The organism is Pseudarthrobacter sp. RHLT3-21 (assembly GCF_059383495.1).
On sequence record NZ_JBWZCI010000004.1, the window covers coordinates 122962 to 139221 of the forward strand.

Genomic DNA, 16260 nt, shown 5'->3' on the forward strand with positions numbered 1-16260 from the left:
GGTTACTTACCAGCCTTTCCGACCTTGCGGCGGATGACTTCGCCTGCGTAGCGGATGCCCTTGCCCTTGTAGGGGTCCGGCTTCCGCAGCTTGCGAATGTTGGCAGCAACCTCGCCGACCTGCTGCTTGTTGATACCTGAAACAGAGAGCTTGGTCGGGGTCTCAACTGCAAAGGTGATGCCGTCCGGTGCGGTGACATTTACCGGGTGGCTGTAGCCGAGAGCGAACTCAAGGTCAGATCCCTTGGCCTGAACGCGGTAACCAGTACCAACGATTTCAAGCTTCTTCTCGTAGCCCTTGGTAACGCCCTCGATCATGTTAGAGATCAGGGTGCGGGTCAGGCCGTGGAGTGAACGGGAGGCGCGCTCGTCGTTCGGGCGGGCGACAGTCAGGGTCTCTGCTTCCAGGGAAACCTCGATCGGGCTGGCCACAGTGTGGTTCAGCTCGCCTTTGGCACCCTTGACGCTGACGACAGAGCCGTCAACCTTGACCTCAACGCCGGCGGGAACGGTGATGGGGAGACGTCCAATACGTGACATTATTCTCTTCCTTTCCCGTTACCAGACGTAGGCGAGGACTTCGCCGCCCACGCCCTTCTTGCCGGCTTGCTTATCAGTCAAGAGGCCGGAAGAGGTGGACAGGATTGCGACACCCAGGCCACCGAGCACGTGCGGGAGGTTGGTGGACTTTGCGTAAACACGCAGGCCCGGCTTGGAAATACGACGAACGCCAGCGATTGAACGCTCGCGGTTCGGACCGAACTTAAGGTCGAGGGTCAGCTTCTTGCCAACCTCAGCCTCTTCTTCTTTCCAGGAGGCGATGTAACCTTCAGCCTTCAGGATGTCGGCAACGCGTGCCTTGAGCTTGCTGTACGGCATAGACACGGAATCGTGGTATGCCGAGTTTGCATTGCGCAGACGCGTAAGCATGTCTGCGACAGGATCTGTCATTGTCATTTGGGCTCTTGCCCTTCCTCATAACGGTTTCCTCGCTGCTGCCTGAAGCATCAGCGAAGGACCTGTTACGTAGTTAGATTAGTCTTCGGCCTTGAACGGGAAGCCAAGCGCCTTCAGCAGCGCGCGGCCTTCGTCATTGGTCTTGGCGGTGGTTACAACCGTGATGTCCATACCGCGTACGCGGTCGATGGAATCCTGGTCGATTTCGTGGAACATAACCTGCTCGGTCAGACCGAAGGTGTAGTTGCCGTTGCCGTCGAACTGCTTGCCACTGAGGCCGCGGAAGTCGCGGATACGGGGCAAAGCCAGCGTGACCAGACGATCCAGGAATTCCCACATGCGGTCTCCACGCAGAGTTGCGTGTGCGCCAATGGGCATGCCTTCGCGCAGCTTGAACTGTGCGATCGACTTGCGGGCCTTGGTTACCTGCGGCTTCTGGCCGGTGATCAGGGTCAGATCGCGGACAGCGCCGTCGATCAGTTTGGAGTCCTTAGCGGCATCTCCAACACCCATGTTCACAACGACCTTCACCAGGCGGGGAACCTGGTTAACGTTGCTGTACTTGAATTCCTCAACGAGCGTGCTCTTGATGGAATCGGCGTACTTAGTCTTCAGACGAGGAACGATCTTCGTTGCCGGAGTCTCGAGAGTCTCAGTCATTAGATGTCCTTCCCGGAGCTCTTGGCCACGCGGACACGCACGTCGCGCTTCACGCCATCGCGCTCAACGGTCTCGGTGCGGAAACCGACGCGGGTGGGCTTCTTGGTGGACGGGTCAACCAGAGCCACGTTGGAGATGTGGACCGAAGCTTCTACGACCTCGATGCCACCAGTCTTGGTGCCGCGCTGCGACTGACCGGCCTTGGTGTGCTTGGTTACGCGATTAATGCCTTCAACCAACACGCGGTTGGTCTCCGGGAATACGCGCAGAACCTTGCCCTGCTTACCTTTGTCGCCGCCGCGCTCAGCCTTGGCGCCAGTGATGACCTGAACGAGGTCACCCTTTTTGATCTTAGCCATGGACTAGAGCACCTCCGGAGCCAGAGAAACGATCTTCATGAACTTCTTGTCACGAAGTTCACGACCAACCGGTCCGAAGATACGGGTACCGCGGGGGTCACCGTCAGCCTTCAGGATCACAGCTGCGTTCTCGTCAAACTTGATGTAGGAACCATCCGCACGGCGGCGTTCCTTCTTGGTACGGACGATGACTGCCTTAACAACATCGCCCTTCTTTACGTTGCCGCCCGGAATTGCGTCCTTGACGGTAGCGACGATGACGTCGCCAATGCCTGCGTAGCGACGGCCAGATCCACCGAGAACGCGAATGGTAAGGATTTCCTTAGCACCCGTGTTGTCGGCGACCTTGAGTCGCGACTCCTGCTGAATCACTATTTACTCCTTGCGTCGCGCCGGTTCTCAGACCGAAAATCTTCCTACGGAATGAGCCTTGCGGAACGGTTGATCGGGGTGTCTCTTGACCTGCCTGGATTTTGCCAGACCAGGCCTAAACTCCCGTGCCAAAAACATTTGCTTCCCAGGCGGATCCGGACAGGTCCGAAGCACGAGGGGGCACTATGCCGTGGCACGATTGTTTACGAGGTTGATGACGGCGCACAGAGGGCGCCATACAAACTCAATATCCTAGCACAGTTGGAGCCATCTCCCATATCACACAGCAGGTGCCGTGCACAGCGGACGACGGCGTCACGCACGGCACGCTTTCGGCCCGCCGGTGGTGCCGCTCCCCCGGAAACCCGGCCTCCCGCCGTCGGGCGGTCCCCAAAAACCTGCTCAGCGTGACACTGCCCGCCCGGCAACCCCTCCACAACAGCGCGAACGCCCCCCCAGAATGCGGAAAACCCCCGCGCCCAAAAAGGGAACGGGGGTTTCCGGTGCAGTACCTGCAAGCAGGCTGCGGGGTGTTACTTGGCCTTTTCGAGGATCTCGACCAGACGCCACCGCTTGGTAGCGGACAGCGGGCGGGTCTCGGCGAGGAGAACGAGGTCGCCGATGCCGGCGCTGTTCTCTTCGTCGTGAGCCTTGATCTTCGTGTTGCGGCGGATGACTTTGCCGTACAAAGCGTGCTTTACGCGGTCTTCTACCTGGACAACGATGGTCTTTTCCATCTTGTCCGAGACTACGTAGCCACGCTTCGTCTTACGGTCACCGCGTTCGCCAGCCGTAGCTGCTGCGGAAACAGTTTCCGTCACGTTCTCGTCCTTTTCACTCACTTGGCATCCTCCTCGGCCTCAACCGTTTCAGCCGTTTCGGCCTTCTTGGTTGCAGCCTTTTTGGACTTCTTCTCTTCCTTGGCTTCCACAACCGGTGCGGCAACCTCGGCACGAATGCCCAGCTCGCGCTCACGGAGAACGGTGTAGATACGTGCGATGTCCTTCTTTACCGCGCGCAGACGACCGTGGTTCTCCAGCTGACCGGTGGCGGACTGGAAACGCAGGTTGAACAGCTCTTCCTTAGCCTTACGGAGTTCTTCAACGAGTCGCTCGTTGTCGAACGTGTCCAGCTGTGCGGATGCAAGTTCCTTGGATCCTACTGACATTTCTATTCACCACCTTCGCGACGCAAAATGCGTGCCTTCAACGGGAGCTTGTGGATTGCAAGGCGGAGTGCCTCGCGAGCTACCGATTCCTCGACGCCGGAGATCTCAAAGAGAACCCGTCCCGGCTTGACGTTTGAGACCCACCATTCCGGTGAACCCTTACCGGAACCCATACGGGTTTCGGCAGGCTTCTTGGTGATCGGACGGTCCGGGTAAATGTTGATCCAGACCTTACCGCCACGCTTGATGTGGCGGGTCATCGCAATACGGGCAGACTCGATCTGACGGTTCGTGACGTATGCCGGGCTCAAGGCCTGGATACCCCACTCACCGAAGGAGACCTTGGTGCCGCCCGTAGCAGCGCCGGAACGACCCGGGTGGTGCTGCTTACGGTGCTTGACTCGACGTGGGATAAGCATTTAAGCCTGTCCTCCTTCTACTGCAGCAGGTGCAGCCTCAACTGCCGGAGCTTCGGCAGCCGGAGCTGCCTCCGCTGCCGGACGGTCGGTACGACGACGGCGGTCACCGCGGTCAGCGCCGCCGGCGCCACCCGGGCGGCCCGGACGGTCGCTGGGGCCGCGGCCACGGGACGGTGCAGCAGCTGCCTGCTGAGCCAGTTCCTTGGCGGTGACGTCACCCTTGTAGATCCAGACCTTCACGCCGATGCGGCCGAAGGTGGTCTTGGCCTCGTAGAAGCCGTAGTCGATGTTCGCACGGAGAGTGTGCAGGGGCACACGGCCTTCGCGGTAGAACTCCGAGCGGGACATTTCTGCGCCACCCAGTCGACCGGAGCAAGCGATACGGATGCCCTTGGCACCTGCACGCTGAGCGGACTGCATTGCCTTCTTCATCGCACGGCGGAAAGCCACGCGGGAAGTCAGCTGCTCAGCAACGCCCTGGGCAACAAGCTGTGCTTCCATCTCGGGGTTCTTGACCTCGAGGATGTTCAGCTGGACCTGCTTGCCCGTCAGCTTCTCAAGCTCGCCGCGGATGCGGTCTGCTTCAGCGCCGCGGCGGCCGATAACGATGCCGGGACGTGCCGTGTGGATATCCACGCGGACACGGTCACGGGTGCGCTCGATCTCAACCTTGGCGATACCGGCGCGCTCCATGCCGACAGACATAAGCTGGCGGATACGGATGTCTTCGCGAACGAAGTCCTTGTACCGCTGTCCGGGCTTGGTGCTGTCAGCGAACCAGTGCGATACGTGATCGGTGGTGATGCCGAGTCGGAACCCGTGCGGGTTAACTTTCTGTCCCACTTAGCGAGCCTCCTCTTTCTCAGGTGTAGCGACTACCACAGTGATGTGGCTGGTGCGCTTCTTGATCTGAAATGCACGACCCTGAGCACGCGGCTGGAACCGCTTCATGGTCGGGCCTTCATCAACGAACATTTCGCTGATGATGAGGTCGCTTTCGTCAAACGAAACACCGTCGCGGTCCGCGAGGGACCGGGCGTTCGCGATTGCCGACTGTACTACCTTGAATACCGGCTCCGAAGCTGCCTGGGGGGCAAACTTCAGAATTGCCAGAGCCTCATTCGCTTGCTTACCACGAACAAGGTTGACGACGCGCCGGGCCTTCATAGGCGTTACGCGGATGTGACGCGCAATTGCCTTGGCTTCCATTGCTTTCCTTCTCTCGTCTTTGACGTAAGTGCAGGCGCCTAGCGGCGCTTGCCCTTACGGTCGTCCTTGACATGGCCGCGGAATGTCCGCGTGGGAGCGAATTCGCCGAGCTTGTGCCCGACCATCGACTCAGTGACAAACACCGGAATGTGCTTGCGTCCGTCGTGTACGGCGATCGTGTGCCCGAGCATGTCGGGGATGATCATCGAACGGCGGGACCAGGTCTTGATGACGTTCTTGGTGCCCTTATCGTTTTCCCTGGCTACCTTTACAAAGAGGTGCTGGTCAACGAAAGGACCTTTTTTCAGGCTGCGTGGCATGTGTCCAGGCTCCTATCGCTTGTTCTTGCCAGTACGACGGCGACGAACAATAAGCTTGTCGCTCTCTTTGTTGGGACGCCGGGTGCGGCCTTCCCGCTTACCGTTCGGGTTGACGGGGTGACGTCCACCGGACGTCTTACCCTCGCCACCACCGTGCGGGTGGTCAACCGGGTTCATCGCGACACCACGGACGGTCGGGCGTACGCCCTTCCAGCGCATGCGGCCGGCCTTACCCCAGTTGATGTTCGACTGCTCGGCGTTGCCGACCTCGCCGACAGTTGCGCGGCAGCGCACGTCAACGTTGCGGATTTCGCCGGAAGGCAGACGCAGCTGGGCGAAACGGCCTTCCTTGGCTACAAGCTGGATCGATGCGCCGGCGGAGCGGCCCATCTTGGCGCCGCCACCCGGACGCAGTTCAACTGCGTGGATTACGGTACCAACCGGGATGTTGAGCAGCGGCAGGTTGTTACCGGGCTTGATGTCAGCACCGGAACCTGCCTCAACGACGTCACCCTGGGAGAGCTTGTTCGGGGCGACGATGTAACGCTTGGTGCCATCAATGTAGTGCAGGAGGGCGATGCGAGCCGTACGGTTCGGATCGTACTCGATTTCGGCAACGCGGGCGTTGACGCCGTCTTTGTCGTGGCGACGGAAGTCGATCAGACGGTACTGGCGCTTGTGGCCACCACCCTTGTGACGGGTCGTGATCTTACCGGAGTTGTTACGGCCGCCCTTTTTGGGCAGCGGACGTACCAACGACTTTTCCGGCGTCGACCGCGTGATTTCGGTGAAGTCCGCTACGCTCGAGCCACGACGGCCCGGGGTAGTCGGCTTGTATTTACGGATTCCCATAATTTATTTCCTCGTTAAAGTGGTCTCCGCTACGAGAGCGGACCGCCGAAGATGTCGATGGTGCCTTCTTTGAGGCTCACAATTGCACGCTTGGTGTTCTTGCGGGTACCCCATCCGAATTTGGTGCGCTTGCGCTTACCGGCACGGTTGATGGTGTTGATCGATTCGACCTTGACGGAGAAAATCTTCTCCACGGCCAGCTTGATCTCGGTCTTGTTCGAGCGGGGGTCCACCAGGAAGGTGTACTTGCCCTCATCGATCAGGCCGTAGCTTTTTTCCGATACGACGGGTGCAAGCACGACGTCGCGCGGGTCTTTGATGGTGGCTGCACTCACTTGGCATCCTCCTCGTTCTTTGCTACTGCCCGGTCAGCAACGAATGCTTCGTAGGCAGCCTTGGTGAAGACAATGTCGTCAGAGACGAGTACGTCGTAGGTGTTCAGCTGGTCTGCGTACAGAACGTGAACACCGGCGAGGTTGCGCACGGAAAGTGCTGCAACATCGTTGGCGCGCTCGATGACAACCAGCAGGTTCTTGCGCTCGGAAACTCCGCGCAGCGTTGCCAGTGCGTTCTTGACGGACGGCTTGGTGCCCTCCACCAGTTCAGCAACAACGTGGATGCGTCCGTTGCGTGCCCGGTCAGAGAGTGCGCCGCGCAGTGCAGCAGCAATCATCTTCTTGGGGGTGCGCTGGCTGTAGTCACGCGGTGTGGGACCGTGGACTACGCCACCACCGGTCATGTGAGGAGCACGGATTGAACCCTGACGGGCGCGGCCGGTGCCCTTCTGCTTGAACGGCTTGCGACCTGCACCGGAAACCTCGGCGCGGGTCTTGGTTTTGTGGGTACCCTGGCGAGCAGCAGCGAGCTGGGCTACGACGACCTGGTGCAGCAGCGGCACGTTGGTCTGAACGTCGAAGATCTCTGCAGGCAGGTCAACCTTTACAGTGCTAGTCATTGAACTAGGCTCCCTTCACGGCGGTGCGTACGAGTACGACCTGGCCGCGGGCGCCGGGGACGGCACCCTTGATCAGGAGCAGCGACTTCTCGACGTCAACTGCGTGAACCGTGAGGTTCAGCGTGGTGTGACGAACGGCGCCCATGCGGCCGGCCATTTTCATGCCCTTGAAGACGCGGCTCGGGGTGGATGCGCCACCGATTGAACCGGGCTTACGGTGGTTCTTGTGAGCACCGTGTGAGGCGGGAGCACCGTGGAAGCCGTGACGCTTCATAACACCGGCGAAGCCCTTACCCTTGGTGGTGCCAATAACGTCGATCTTCTGGCCGGCTTCGAAGAGCTCAACAGAAAGCTCCTGGCCCAGCTCGTAAGTGTCAGCATCTGCAGTGCGCAGTTCGACGACGTGGCGGCGAGGCGTGACGCCTGCCTTTTCAAAGTGACCAGCCAACGGCTTGGTGACCTTGCGGGGATCGATCTGGCCGTAGCCGATCTGAACAGCTACGTAGCCATCAGTGTCTGCGTTGCGCAGCTGGGTGATGACGTTCGAATCTGCCTGGACCACAGTGACGGGGATGAGCTTGTTGTTCTCGTCCCAGACCTGGGTCATGCCGAGCTTCGTGCCCAGCAGGCCCTTTACGTTACGGGTTGCGGTCATAGTCTCTCAGCACCTCCCTACAGCTTGATTTCGATGTTCACGTCGGCCGGCAGGTCAAGACGCATAAGCGAATCAACAGCCTTCGGCGTGGGATCGATGATGTCGATAAGACGCTTGTGCGTGCGCATTTCAAAGTGCTCGCGGCTGTCCTTGTACTTGTGCGGAGAGCGGATAACACAGTAAATGTTCTTCTCCGTCGGCAGCGGCACGGGGCCAACTACCGTTGCGCCTGCGCGCGTGACCGTCTCAACGATCTTCCGTGCTGAAACGTCAATGACCTCGTGGTCATATGACTTCAGCCGGATGCGGATTTTTTGTCCCGCCATGTCGCCTGACTCTCTTTCAGTTAGTGCTGCTCCCGGTGAGGGCTGCTCTGTTCACTTTCTTGTTGCATGTGGCTGCCGAAGCATTTGAAGTCTGAACTACCACCCGCCGCACAAGCTGAATCCGGATGAATCCGGGTTCCTCAACCTGCCGACGTAACCGACCCCCGCGGTCGGGCGTGTCGCGCTTAGCACGCATACAAATCCGCAGTTCCATGGGGAGTGGGTTATGTTTGGGCTTCCACTTGGACCCTGACACCCGGCATTATCCGGATCGGGACACGAAGAAGCGCTTGAACAACTCATCTAGTATGCCGGATATTATGCCCAGAAGCGAATCTGCCCTAATCTGCGGGCATCGGGCCCCGATGCGCCCAACCAGGTAGCACTAACTGTCGTTATGAGCCCTCATAACGACAGTTGCTGCTACTCAGTTGCTGGTCATTGCCTTCGGCAACATCCGAATGGATGATGGGGGAATGACCGTCGAAGATGACGTTTCCGTCCAGGATCTTGCCGGCCGACTGCCCAGCTCATTCACGCTGGGAGTGGCCGCAGCCGCCTTCCAGATCGAAGGCGCACTGTCCGCGGACGGCCGCGGTCCCTCCGGCTGGGACGCCTTCGCGGAGAAACCCGGCGCCATCATCGATGGACACTCCCCCGCAGTGGCCTGCGACCACTACAACCGCTCCCCCGAAGATGTGGCCCTCATGCGGGACCTCGGCGTGGATTCCTACCGGTTTTCCATCTCGTGGCCGCGGATCCAGCCGGACGGCCGCGGCGCGTTCAACAAGCAAGGCCTGGATTTCTACGACCGGCTGATCGACCAGCTCCTCGAAGCCGGCATCTCTCCCATGGCCACGCTGTACCACTGGGATACGCCCCTTCCCTTGGAGCACCGTGGCGGCTGGATGAACAGGGCCACGGCGGAACGCTTCGCCGAGTACGCAGGCGAGGCCGGCCGGCGCTTTGGTGATCGGGTGGACCAGTGGGTCACGCTCAATGAACCAGCCTCGGTGGTGCTCAACGGCTATGCCCTTGGCGTTCATGCCCCCGGACGGGACCTGCTCTTTGACGCATTTCCCGCTGTCCACCACCAGCTGCTGGCGCACGGCCTGGCTGTCCAGGCCCTGCGTTCGGAGGGGGTCCGCGGCGGCATCGGCGTGACCAACCTGCATTCCCCCGTCCAGCCGGCAACGCGGAGAATTGCCGACCGGGCCGCTGCGAAAGTCTTCGACGTCATGCTGAACCGGATCTATGCCGATCCGATCCTCCTGGGCCGGTACCCCCGCTCCTTGCTTCTTGCCACGCCGTGGATGCGGTCATTCGGCAAGATTTCCGACGCCGATCTGCGCACCATCCATCAGCCCGTGGACTTCTACGGCGTCAACTACTACCAGCCCGTGAAAGTAGCAGCCGGTCAGGGCACCGGCGAAGACCTTACGGTGCCGGCGGAAGCCATGGTCCGAATACCTGCCCACCAGGTGCCGTTCGACGAATACAGCACCACCGGCTTCGGCTGGCCGGTGGCTCCGAAGCACCTGGGAATCCTGTTGCGCGAGCTAAAGGACCGCTACGGGGATGCCTTGCCGCCGATCTACATCACCGAAAGCGGTGCCAGCTTCCCTGAACCCGAGCACGTCACCGGCCCCGTCCAAGACCGGCAGCGGATCGAATACATCGCGGGCCACTTGCGGCACGCCCTGGAAGCAACGGCTCCGGGCGGAATTGCCCACGACGTGGACCTCCGCGGCTACTACGTCTGGACCCTGATGGACAACTTCGAATGGGCTGCAGGCTACTCACAGCGCTTCGGCCTGGTGCACGTGGATTTCGACACGTTGGAGCGCACTCCCAAGGAATCGTTCTACTGGTACCGGGCGCTCAGCCAGGCCCGGAAGTCACTGGCCGGCGGAGGCACGCCCGCGTGAGGCCCGCCCGCCTGAACTCCGGCTATCGCCCGGCTTACACCCGGCTGAAGCCTGCTGCCCCTGCTACTTGTCCTTGTTTGCCCGGTTGATGCGCTTGGCGCGGTCAATCTCGGTGCGGAAATGCTTCTTGGCCCAGAAAACTCCGGCGACCACGGCAACCGCGATGATCAGAAAAATCAGCCATCCCATGATGTACTCCTCTCGCTGTCAGCAACAGTATCAGTGCCGGCGGGACGGTTCCTTGCCGTCGCGGGACTGCGGGTTGGCCTCAGGGTCCGGCGTCATTTCTGGCCGCGCGTCCGGCGCCTGACCACTGGCTCCGCGGTTCAGCCGCCAGATGGCGAAGATGATCAGCCCCACGGCGATGAACGCCAACAGCAGGAACGTGTACTGGCGCATTGCCCACAGAATGCACGCGGCCACCCCCGCTGCACCCCACCAGACAAACAGCCGCTCGCCCAGGCCAAGGCCTGCCACGAGCAGTAGGGCGAGAAGCACCAGGACCCACAGCTGTTGTTCACCGGCGCCGCCGAACACCACGCCCAGGCCGCTCAGGGAAAGCAACATAGACGCTGCCCCCACCAGGAACCGGCCGGCAGCTTGATTGCCGGAGAAGTACCGCAAGCCACCGAGGACAGCGGCCAGGACCACGTACCACTGAACCACCCAGAACGGACTCGGGAGGTCGGCCAATATGCGGCCTGTACGGCCACCCGGCGCGTCCAGTTCAAAGATGGCAGCACGCTGGACGGCAATGGTCAGGAGCAGCGCGCCCACCTCCAGGGCGATCCGTCGCACCCGTGGAGGTGCCTCACGGTAGGAGATTCCGACGGCGGCGGCCATTACGGCCGCAGCCGCCCAGGACGTTGCATCGTGCCGGATTCCGACGAAGACCACCAGGACGAGGCCGAGGAAGGCCGCGCCGGCCAGCGACCAACGACGCACCGGCTCAACCTGCAACGGGCCGCTGCGCATGAGCCGCACCCCATAGAGGGCGGCCGAAGCCACGCCCGCGCCGGCCAGCCATGGCAGGAATCCGCCCCAGACGCCGGGGACATCCTGATACGCTTCCGCCGCCAACGCGATGGACCCGCCCAGCGCGGCCAGGGCTGCCGGCGGATACAGGACCGGCAGATCCTCGACGTGCGACGCGGCAAAACACACGGCCGACAGGACCAGAACAGCCGCTCCCGTCACCCAGTCTGCCGCCAACGGCGAAATCAACAGCCCAGCACCGGCAAACGAGCCGGCGGTAACCAGCCAGAGCCAGTGTTCGACATCCGCGGCACCAACGTCCTGCCGGCGACCGTTCTGCTCGAGTCCGTTCTGCTGGAGTCCGCTGTGCTGGAGTCCGTGCTGCCGCTGTCGCAAGATACCGGCAGCGGCTGCCAGAAGCGCAACACCCAGCAGAGCCACCGCAGTTCCCGTGTGGCTCAGGACCGGGAGCATCAGGAACGTCCCACCGAACACGAACAGCGGGCCCAGGGCGAGCACTCCGAACAGCGCCGCATACACAGCGAAGTAAAGGGCTCCGCGGGCACTGAAGAGTCTCCTGGCCACCACTGCCGAGGCCAGGAGCATCAGCAGTTCCAGCAACACTACCCAGCGGCCGCCGTCGTCGTCCTGCGCCAGCAGCCCAACGCCCCCCGACTTTGTCACGTACGCGAGCGGCAGCAACGCCTGCCCCGCCAGGGTGATCCAGACTGCAGCCTGCTGGAAGGGGATGTCAGCCAGCCGTGAGCGCATCATCCAGCGGACGGCGTGCTGGACCGCGAGCACCAGGGCAAAGGTCACCGAAACCACAGTGGGCGAGGCGGTGATGTCGTAGCTGAGGAACAGGGCGAGCCCTGCGGTCAGCACGCGGGCCGCCACAAAATACCAGCCTTTCCTTCCCCGCCGCTGCTCGGCCACCACCATCAGCGTGGAGTAGACCGCGAAGATACCCAGGATCAGTTCGACCCGAAGCAGATCGCCGCCGCTGAGGACCAGCAGCACGGAGAACGCCAGCGGGGCTAACCAGACGGCACCTGCCTTCCTGCGGAGGTAGTACCCCGAGGCTGCTGCGCCGAGGGCCACCAGTCCTGCAGCGGAGGTTCCCTGCCAGTCGGCGGAACCTGCCTGCGCCAGGCTGGCACTACCCGCCAGCTGGAGAAGGAGCAGGGTGCCCGCGTCAGCAAGAATCCCGCGGGGAGCACGACGGCGGACGGCAGCCACCAGCGGAAGGCACAGCTGAAGTGCCAGCACGGTCACCAGGACCGTCGCCGGACGGACCACTTCGTCCGCGATGACCACCGGTCCTCCGACGTCCTGGAGCTGGTGAAAAGCTGTCAGGGCAAGGACCGTGGCTGTTGCCCTGGCGAACCACCAGTACGCCCAGCGGTGTTGGCGCAGGCGCAGACGCATCGCCGTGATGAGCAGATACGCCGCCACCAGCAGCAGCGCCACGTTTCCGGCGCCTTGTGAAACGGCCTGGAACGCGACCGTCGCGGCCACCACGGACATACAAAGAGGCAAGGCCTCCCACACCGTGGCAACCCAGTCGCGCTCCGTGGCCGGCCGTGGAACCAGCAGAGCTCCGATGGCAAATGCCGCAGCAAGCTGGATAAGCACGCCGACGGCCGTCAGGCCGTGGTCCGGCGACGTCTCACCGAACTGCAGTCCAACGAGAACCAGCGCGCCCCCGGCACCGAAGCCAACCAACGTGGGCTGTGGCGCCAAGGTCCGCACCCCGAAGCGCTGCAGGAACGCCGTAAGGAGCTGCTGGAGCACCAGTGCCACCAACAGTGCGAACATTGACGCCCCGGCCCGCCCAGGCCCGTCATCCATCACGGCCGCGACGGTTACGGGGACCGCAAATGTGAGGGCCACCCGGGATCCCAGAACCAACCGTCCACGGAAATCACCTGCCGCGAAGACCCCGCGGATCGCCCAGAAGCCGGCGGCCAGGAGCAGCATGCCGGCGAACGGCCACGCACCCATCGAAGGAGAAACGATGCCGGCCAAGACCAGTACGGCAACTGGCGCCCATTCGGCCCGGCGGGCCCACCTGGCGGCCAGCACCATGCCCGTGCCCAGCGATAAAGCCACCGGCACCCAAAGCGGCACCGTTGTGCCCGTTTCGACCGAACCGTAGCGCTCAATAGCGCGGAAGAAGCCGGCAGCGGTCTCCTGAACGCTGAACGCCGCGGTTGCAGCAAGTTGCAGAGCAAACGTCGCCCGGGCATCAGTCTGCCAGCGTTCTCCGGCGGCGTTGGGGCTGTTCCCGGCGGCGGACGATTCTGCTCGCTGCTGGCGGAACCAGCCGGTCAGCCTGGCTGACAGAAGCACCACTCCCATGGCCTGGGCGGCGAGCAGTACGCCGGCGGCGAGCAGGGCGTCGGTCCCCCGGCCGGTCAGGTGCCAAACCTCGACGGCGGCCGCTACTGTCAGGGCGGCCCGTGCCGCGTAGAAGTTGATCAGCCGGAACCGCCCCGGAACAGCGGCCATCAGGGCGAAATAGATACCGCACATCCCGATGACCAGTGCGTACTCAGCTTTGTCCAAGAGCAACGGTACGAAGGTCGCAGCGACGGCCACAGCGGGCACCACCAACGGGTGCAAGACCATCAGCGGCCTGACATACACCGGCGGCAACCAGCCCGGCCGGACGAGGGCAAGGCCCGACAGCAACACGGCCACGGCGATGAGCACAGCGAAATACCAAACAAGGGCCCCACCCAGGATTGAAACGCCGGAGAACGCCGTGGAGGCCACAAACGTGAGGGAAAGGTACACCAGGACCCTGCTCTCCAGCCGGACCGCCGCCGCAACATAGGCCGCAGTACCAATCAGCGACGTGATCAGCCAGGCGGCCGGGCCGTGATGAAGCGCAAAGTTGTAAAGGGCCAGGCCGGTCACAGGAACCAGGGCGAGCCCGGTGCCGGTGAATGCCACGGCGGCCGGCTTCAGCCGCGGGACCCGGGCATGTAGCGCAAATCCCGCGCCATAGAACAGTGCTGTGACTGCGCAGACGCCGGCAAAGCGCAACATGGGCGGCAGGCTGCTACCGATGAAGAGTGCAGCGGCAGCCACCAGCAGCAGGCTGGCCACGTACAGCGTGATGTTGATGTTCTGCCGGTCCCGCTTTTCACGCCGGGCCTGGCGCTGGGCCGGTGTCTCCGGGTATGTCTGGAAGGAGGCGGCCGGGGACTGCGGCGGAATCCTCGGCGGCACCGATGCAGTGGCCGATGCGGTGTTCGATGGAGACGAAAAGGGCGCCGAACCAGGCTGCGAAACTGTCGGCGCCTGGATGATCATCCGTGCAGGTGATACCGGAAACGACTCTGGCGGCACAGGCGTAATTTTCGTCGCAAGCGACACCGGCACCGTCGTGATGCGGACGTTGGCGGGCATTGACGCGGCCGGTGTAGGCACATTGCTGGCTGCCGCCGTCGTGCCCTCCCCCAGGGAAATGCCCTCCCCCACCGGCGAGTCCGCGCTGGCGGAACTGAGCGATTCAGTGACCGCTGGCCCCGGCTGGCCTGAAGCCTGAAGCTTGGCCATCGCGTCGAACCACCCCTGAAGGTGACCGGCGCGGTAGCCCGCTTCATAAGATTCGTCCCTCACGGCGATCCCCCTCCGGGGCAGGCCTGCCCTCGCTATTAATCCATTGATTGGATTAATAGTAGCAAGGAACAGCCCCGCTGCACTAGCAGCGGGGCTGTTCCAAACTTCACGTCAGGCCGTCAGACGGCCATCAGCTCCGTGATCAACAAGTGATTACTTGATGATCTTGGTAACGCGTCCTGAACCAACGGTGCGGCCGCCTTCGCGGATAGCGAAGCCGAGGCCCTCTTCCATGGCGATGGGCTGGATGAGCGCAACGGTCATCTCAGTGTTGTCGCCAGGCATAACCATTTCCGTGCCTTCCGGCAGGGTGATAACGCCGGTTACGTCCGTGGTGCGGAAGTAGAACTGCGGGCGGTAGTTCGAGTAGAACGGGTTGTGACGTCCGCCTTCGTCCTTGGAGAGGATGTAGACGTTGGCCTCGAAGTCGGTGTGCGGGGTGATGGAACCCGGCTTGACGACAACCTGGCCACGCTCTACGTCATCACGCTTCAGACCGCGGAGCAGGAGGCCACAGTTCTCGCCGGCCCATGCTTCGTCGAGCTGCTTGTGGAACATCTCGATACCGGTGACGGTGGTCTTCTGGACCGGACGGATGCCGACGATCTCAACCTCAGAGTTGATGCCGAGGGTACCGCGCTCGGCGCGACCCGTCACAACGGTGCCACGACCGGTGATGGTGAAGACGTCTTCGATCGGCATCAGGAAGGGCTTGTCCTTGTCGCGGATCGGGTCCGGGACATTCTCGTCAACCGCTTCCATGAGGTCCTCGATGGACTTGACCCAAACCGGGTCGCCTTCGAGAGCCTTCAGGCCGGAGACGCGAACAACGGGAGCGTCGTCGCCATCGAAGCCCTGAGCAGAAAGCAGCTCACGAACTTCCATTTCAACGAGGTCCAGCAGTTCTTCGTCGTCAACCATGTCCGACTTATTCAGCGCAACCAGTAGGTAGGGAACGCCAACCTGGCGGGCAAGCAGAACGTGCTCGCGGGTCTGAGCCATCGGGCCGTCAGTGGCGGCAACCACGAGGATTGCACCGTCCATCTGGGCAGCACCGGTGATCATGTTCTTGATGTAGTCAGCGTGACCCGGAGCGTCTACGTGTGCGTAGTGGCGCTTCTCGGTCTGGTACTCAACGTGAGAGATGTTGATGGTAATGCCGCGCTGACGCTCTTCGGGAGCAGAGTCAATAGACGCGAAGTCGCGCTGCTCGTTGAGAGTCGGGTACTTGTCATACAGCACCTTGGAAATGGCGGCCGTCAACGTCGTCTTACCGTGGTCAACGTGACCAATGGTGCCGATGTTAACGTGCGGCTTAGTCCGCTCGAACTTTGCCTTTGCCACAGGTTCCTCCTAGAACGTTTTCAAATGACTTACCCTTCAACCGCGCTTATCGCGGCAGAAACTCAGGCAAGTCTACTTGGGGGGCTTTGGATTGGTGAAATTGCAGATTCAGGAACTAATACTAGTCCCTCG

At 62.0% G+C, this 16260-nt stretch carries 20 protein-coding genes; 1 reads left to right on the top strand and 19 read right to left on the bottom strand.

The features are described 5' to 3' along the window. Window positions 1-2: 2 nt before the first annotated feature. From rplF to rpsJ, 16 genes are all read right to left on the bottom strand, one after another. Window positions 3-539 carry a 50S ribosomal protein L6 gene (gene rplF / locus AC50YA_RS06295; protein ID WP_056344361.1) on the bottom strand — a complete coding sequence of 179 codons (537 nt, stop codon included), beginning with the start codon at window positions 537-539 and terminating at the stop codon, window positions 3-5. Window positions 540-557: 18 nt separating this feature from the next. Then, window positions 558-956 carry a 30S ribosomal protein S8 gene (rpsH, locus tag AC50YA_RS06300; RefSeq protein ID WP_111906629.1) on the bottom strand — a complete coding sequence of 133 codons (399 nt, stop codon included), beginning with the start codon at window positions 954-956 and terminating at the stop codon, window positions 558-560. A gap of 78 nt (window positions 957-1034) precedes the next feature. Continuing rightward, window positions 1035-1616 (bottom strand): 50S ribosomal protein L5, encoded by a 582-nt coding sequence (rplE, locus tag AC50YA_RS06305; protein ID WP_111906630.1) that lies wholly within the window; start codon window positions 1614-1616, stop codon window positions 1035-1037. Further along, window positions 1616-1975 (bottom strand): 50S ribosomal protein L24, encoded by a 360-nt coding sequence (gene rplX / locus AC50YA_RS06310; RefSeq protein WP_160673105.1) that lies wholly within the window; start codon window positions 1973-1975, stop codon window positions 1616-1618. Before rplX ends, rplE begins: the two co-directional genes overlap by 1 nt. Before the next feature lie 3 nt (window positions 1976-1978). Continuing rightward, window positions 1979-2347 (bottom strand): 50S ribosomal protein L14, encoded by a 369-nt coding sequence (gene rplN / locus AC50YA_RS06315; RefSeq protein ID WP_024366126.1) that lies wholly within the window; start codon window positions 2345-2347, stop codon window positions 1979-1981. Between the two features lie 533 nt (window positions 2348-2880). Next, window positions 2881-3189 (bottom strand): 30S ribosomal protein S17, encoded by a 309-nt coding sequence (rpsQ, locus tag AC50YA_RS06320; protein ID WP_056344371.1) that lies wholly within the window; start codon window positions 3187-3189, stop codon window positions 2881-2883. After that, window positions 3186-3515, bottom strand: coding sequence for a 50S ribosomal protein L29 (gene rpmC / locus AC50YA_RS06325; RefSeq protein WP_252569497.1), 330 nt, complete (start codon window positions 3513-3515; stop codon window positions 3186-3188). The genes rpsQ and rpmC overlap by 4 nt, the downstream gene beginning before the upstream one ends. A gap of 2 nt (window positions 3516-3517) precedes the next feature. After that, window positions 3518-3934: a 50S ribosomal protein L16 gene (gene rplP, locus AC50YA_RS06330; protein ID WP_056344375.1), complete on the bottom strand. Its 417-nt coding sequence runs from the start codon at window positions 3932-3934 to the stop codon at window positions 3518-3520. Continuing rightward, the gene (gene rpsC / locus AC50YA_RS06335; RefSeq protein WP_056344378.1) at window positions 3935-4777 is read right to left on the bottom strand and encodes a 30S ribosomal protein S3; all 843 of its coding nucleotides are present in this window, start codon (window positions 4775-4777) and stop codon (window positions 3935-3937) included. It lies immediately after the preceding gene. Then, the gene (gene rplV, locus AC50YA_RS06340; protein WP_056344381.1) at window positions 4778-5143 is read right to left on the bottom strand and encodes a 50S ribosomal protein L22; all 366 of its coding nucleotides are present in this window, start codon (window positions 5141-5143) and stop codon (window positions 4778-4780) included. 38 nt (window positions 5144-5181) lie between these two features. Further along, window positions 5182-5463 (bottom strand): 30S ribosomal protein S19, encoded by a 282-nt coding sequence (gene rpsS / locus AC50YA_RS06345; RefSeq protein WP_011775591.1) that lies wholly within the window; start codon window positions 5461-5463, stop codon window positions 5182-5184. 12 nt (window positions 5464-5475) lie between these two features. Continuing rightward, the gene (rplB, locus tag AC50YA_RS06350) at window positions 5476-6315 is read right to left on the bottom strand and encodes a 50S ribosomal protein L2 (RefSeq protein WP_494981474.1); all 840 of its coding nucleotides are present in this window, start codon (window positions 6313-6315) and stop codon (window positions 5476-5478) included. Window positions 6316-6344: 29 nt separating this feature from the next. Next, window positions 6345-6650 (bottom strand): 50S ribosomal protein L23, encoded by a 306-nt coding sequence (gene rplW, locus AC50YA_RS06355; protein WP_018773664.1) that lies wholly within the window; start codon window positions 6648-6650, stop codon window positions 6345-6347. After that, entirely contained in the window at window positions 6647-7270 is a 624-nt protein-coding gene (gene rplD / locus AC50YA_RS06360; RefSeq protein ID WP_494981475.1) for a 50S ribosomal protein L4, read from the bottom strand. Before rplD ends, rplW begins: the two co-directional genes overlap by 4 nt. Before the next feature lie 4 nt (window positions 7271-7274). Beyond that, window positions 7275-7925, bottom strand: a complete 651-nt coding sequence (rplC, locus tag AC50YA_RS06365; protein ID WP_056344391.1) for a 50S ribosomal protein L3 — start codon at window positions 7923-7925, stop codon at window positions 7275-7277. Window positions 7926-7942: 17 nt separating this feature from the next. Then, window positions 7943-8251, bottom strand: a complete 309-nt coding sequence (gene rpsJ, locus AC50YA_RS06370; protein WP_038464699.1) for a 30S ribosomal protein S10 — start codon at window positions 8249-8251, stop codon at window positions 7943-7945. 476 nt (window positions 8252-8727) lie between these two features. Between rpsJ and AC50YA_RS06375 the strand changes: the two genes are divergently transcribed. Then, entirely contained in the window at window positions 8728-10179 is a 1452-nt protein-coding gene (locus tag AC50YA_RS06375; RefSeq protein WP_494981476.1) for a GH1 family beta-glucosidase, read from the top strand. 63 nt (window positions 10180-10242) lie between these two features. Here AC50YA_RS06375 and AC50YA_RS06380 read toward each other — a convergent pair whose 3' ends face one another. The 3 genes from AC50YA_RS06380 to tuf all read right to left on the bottom strand — a co-directional run bounded on the left by AC50YA_RS06380 (window position 10243) and on the right by tuf (window position 16128). After that, the gene (locus AC50YA_RS06380; RefSeq protein ID WP_255527485.1) at window positions 10243-10368 is read right to left on the bottom strand and encodes a hypothetical protein; all 126 of its coding nucleotides are present in this window, start codon (window positions 10366-10368) and stop codon (window positions 10243-10245) included. Between the two features lie 30 nt (window positions 10369-10398). Further along, window positions 10399-14784, bottom strand: a complete 4386-nt coding sequence (locus AC50YA_RS06385; RefSeq protein WP_494981477.1) for a hypothetical protein — start codon at window positions 14782-14784, stop codon at window positions 10399-10401. A 153-nt stretch (window positions 14785-14937) separates the two neighbouring features. Then, the gene (gene tuf / locus AC50YA_RS06390; RefSeq protein WP_160673126.1) at window positions 14938-16128 is read right to left on the bottom strand and encodes an elongation factor Tu; all 1191 of its coding nucleotides are present in this window, start codon (window positions 16126-16128) and stop codon (window positions 14938-14940) included. Window positions 16129-16260: the final 132 nt, after the last annotated feature.

Coding starts and splice junctions, on each gene's coding strand:
- rpsS (WP_011775591.1), bottom strand. CDS start 5,463: ATGCCACGCAGCCTGAAAAAAGGTCCTTTCGTTGACCAGCACCTCTTT.
- rplP (WP_056344375.1), bottom strand. CDS start 3,934: ATGCTTATCCCACGTCGAGTCAAGCACCGTAAGCAGCACCACCCGGGT.
- rpsH (WP_111906629.1), bottom strand. CDS start 956: ATGACAATGACAGATCCTGTCGCAGACATGCTTACGCGTCTGCGCAAT.
- rplV (WP_056344381.1), bottom strand. CDS start 5,143: ATGGAAGCCAAGGCAATTGCGCGTCACATCCGCGTAACGCCTATGAAG.
- rplC (WP_056344391.1), bottom strand. CDS start 7,925: ATGACCGCAACCCGTAACGTAAAGGGCCTGCTGGGCACGAAGCTCGGC.
- AC50YA_RS06380 (WP_255527485.1), bottom strand. CDS start 10,368: ATGGGATGGCTGATTTTTCTGATCATCGCGGTTGCCGTGGTCGCCGGA.
- rpsJ (WP_038464699.1), bottom strand. CDS start 8,251: ATGGCGGGACAAAAAATCCGCATCCGGCTGAAGTCATATGACCACGAG.
- AC50YA_RS06375 (WP_494981476.1), top strand. CDS start 8,728: ATGACCGTCGAAGATGACGTTTCCGTCCAGGATCTTGCCGGCCGACTG.
- rplX (WP_160673105.1), bottom strand. CDS start 1,975: ATGGCTAAGATCAAAAAGGGTGACCTCGTTCAGGTCATCACTGGCGCC.
- rplF (WP_056344361.1), bottom strand. CDS start 539: ATGTCACGTATTGGACGTCTCCCCATCACCGTTCCCGCCGGCGTTGAG.
- rpmC (WP_252569497.1), bottom strand. CDS start 3,515: ATGTCAGTAGGATCCAAGGAACTTGCATCCGCACAGCTGGACACGTTC.
- rplD (WP_494981475.1), bottom strand. CDS start 7,270: ATGACTAGCACTGTAAAGGTTGACCTGCCTGCAGAGATCTTCGACGTT.
- rplB (WP_494981474.1), bottom strand. CDS start 6,315: ATGGGAATCCGTAAATACAAGCCGACTACCCCGGGCCGTCGTGGCTCG.
- rplE (WP_111906630.1), bottom strand. CDS start 1,616: ATGACTGAGACTCTCGAGACTCCGGCAACGAAGATCGTTCCTCGTCTG.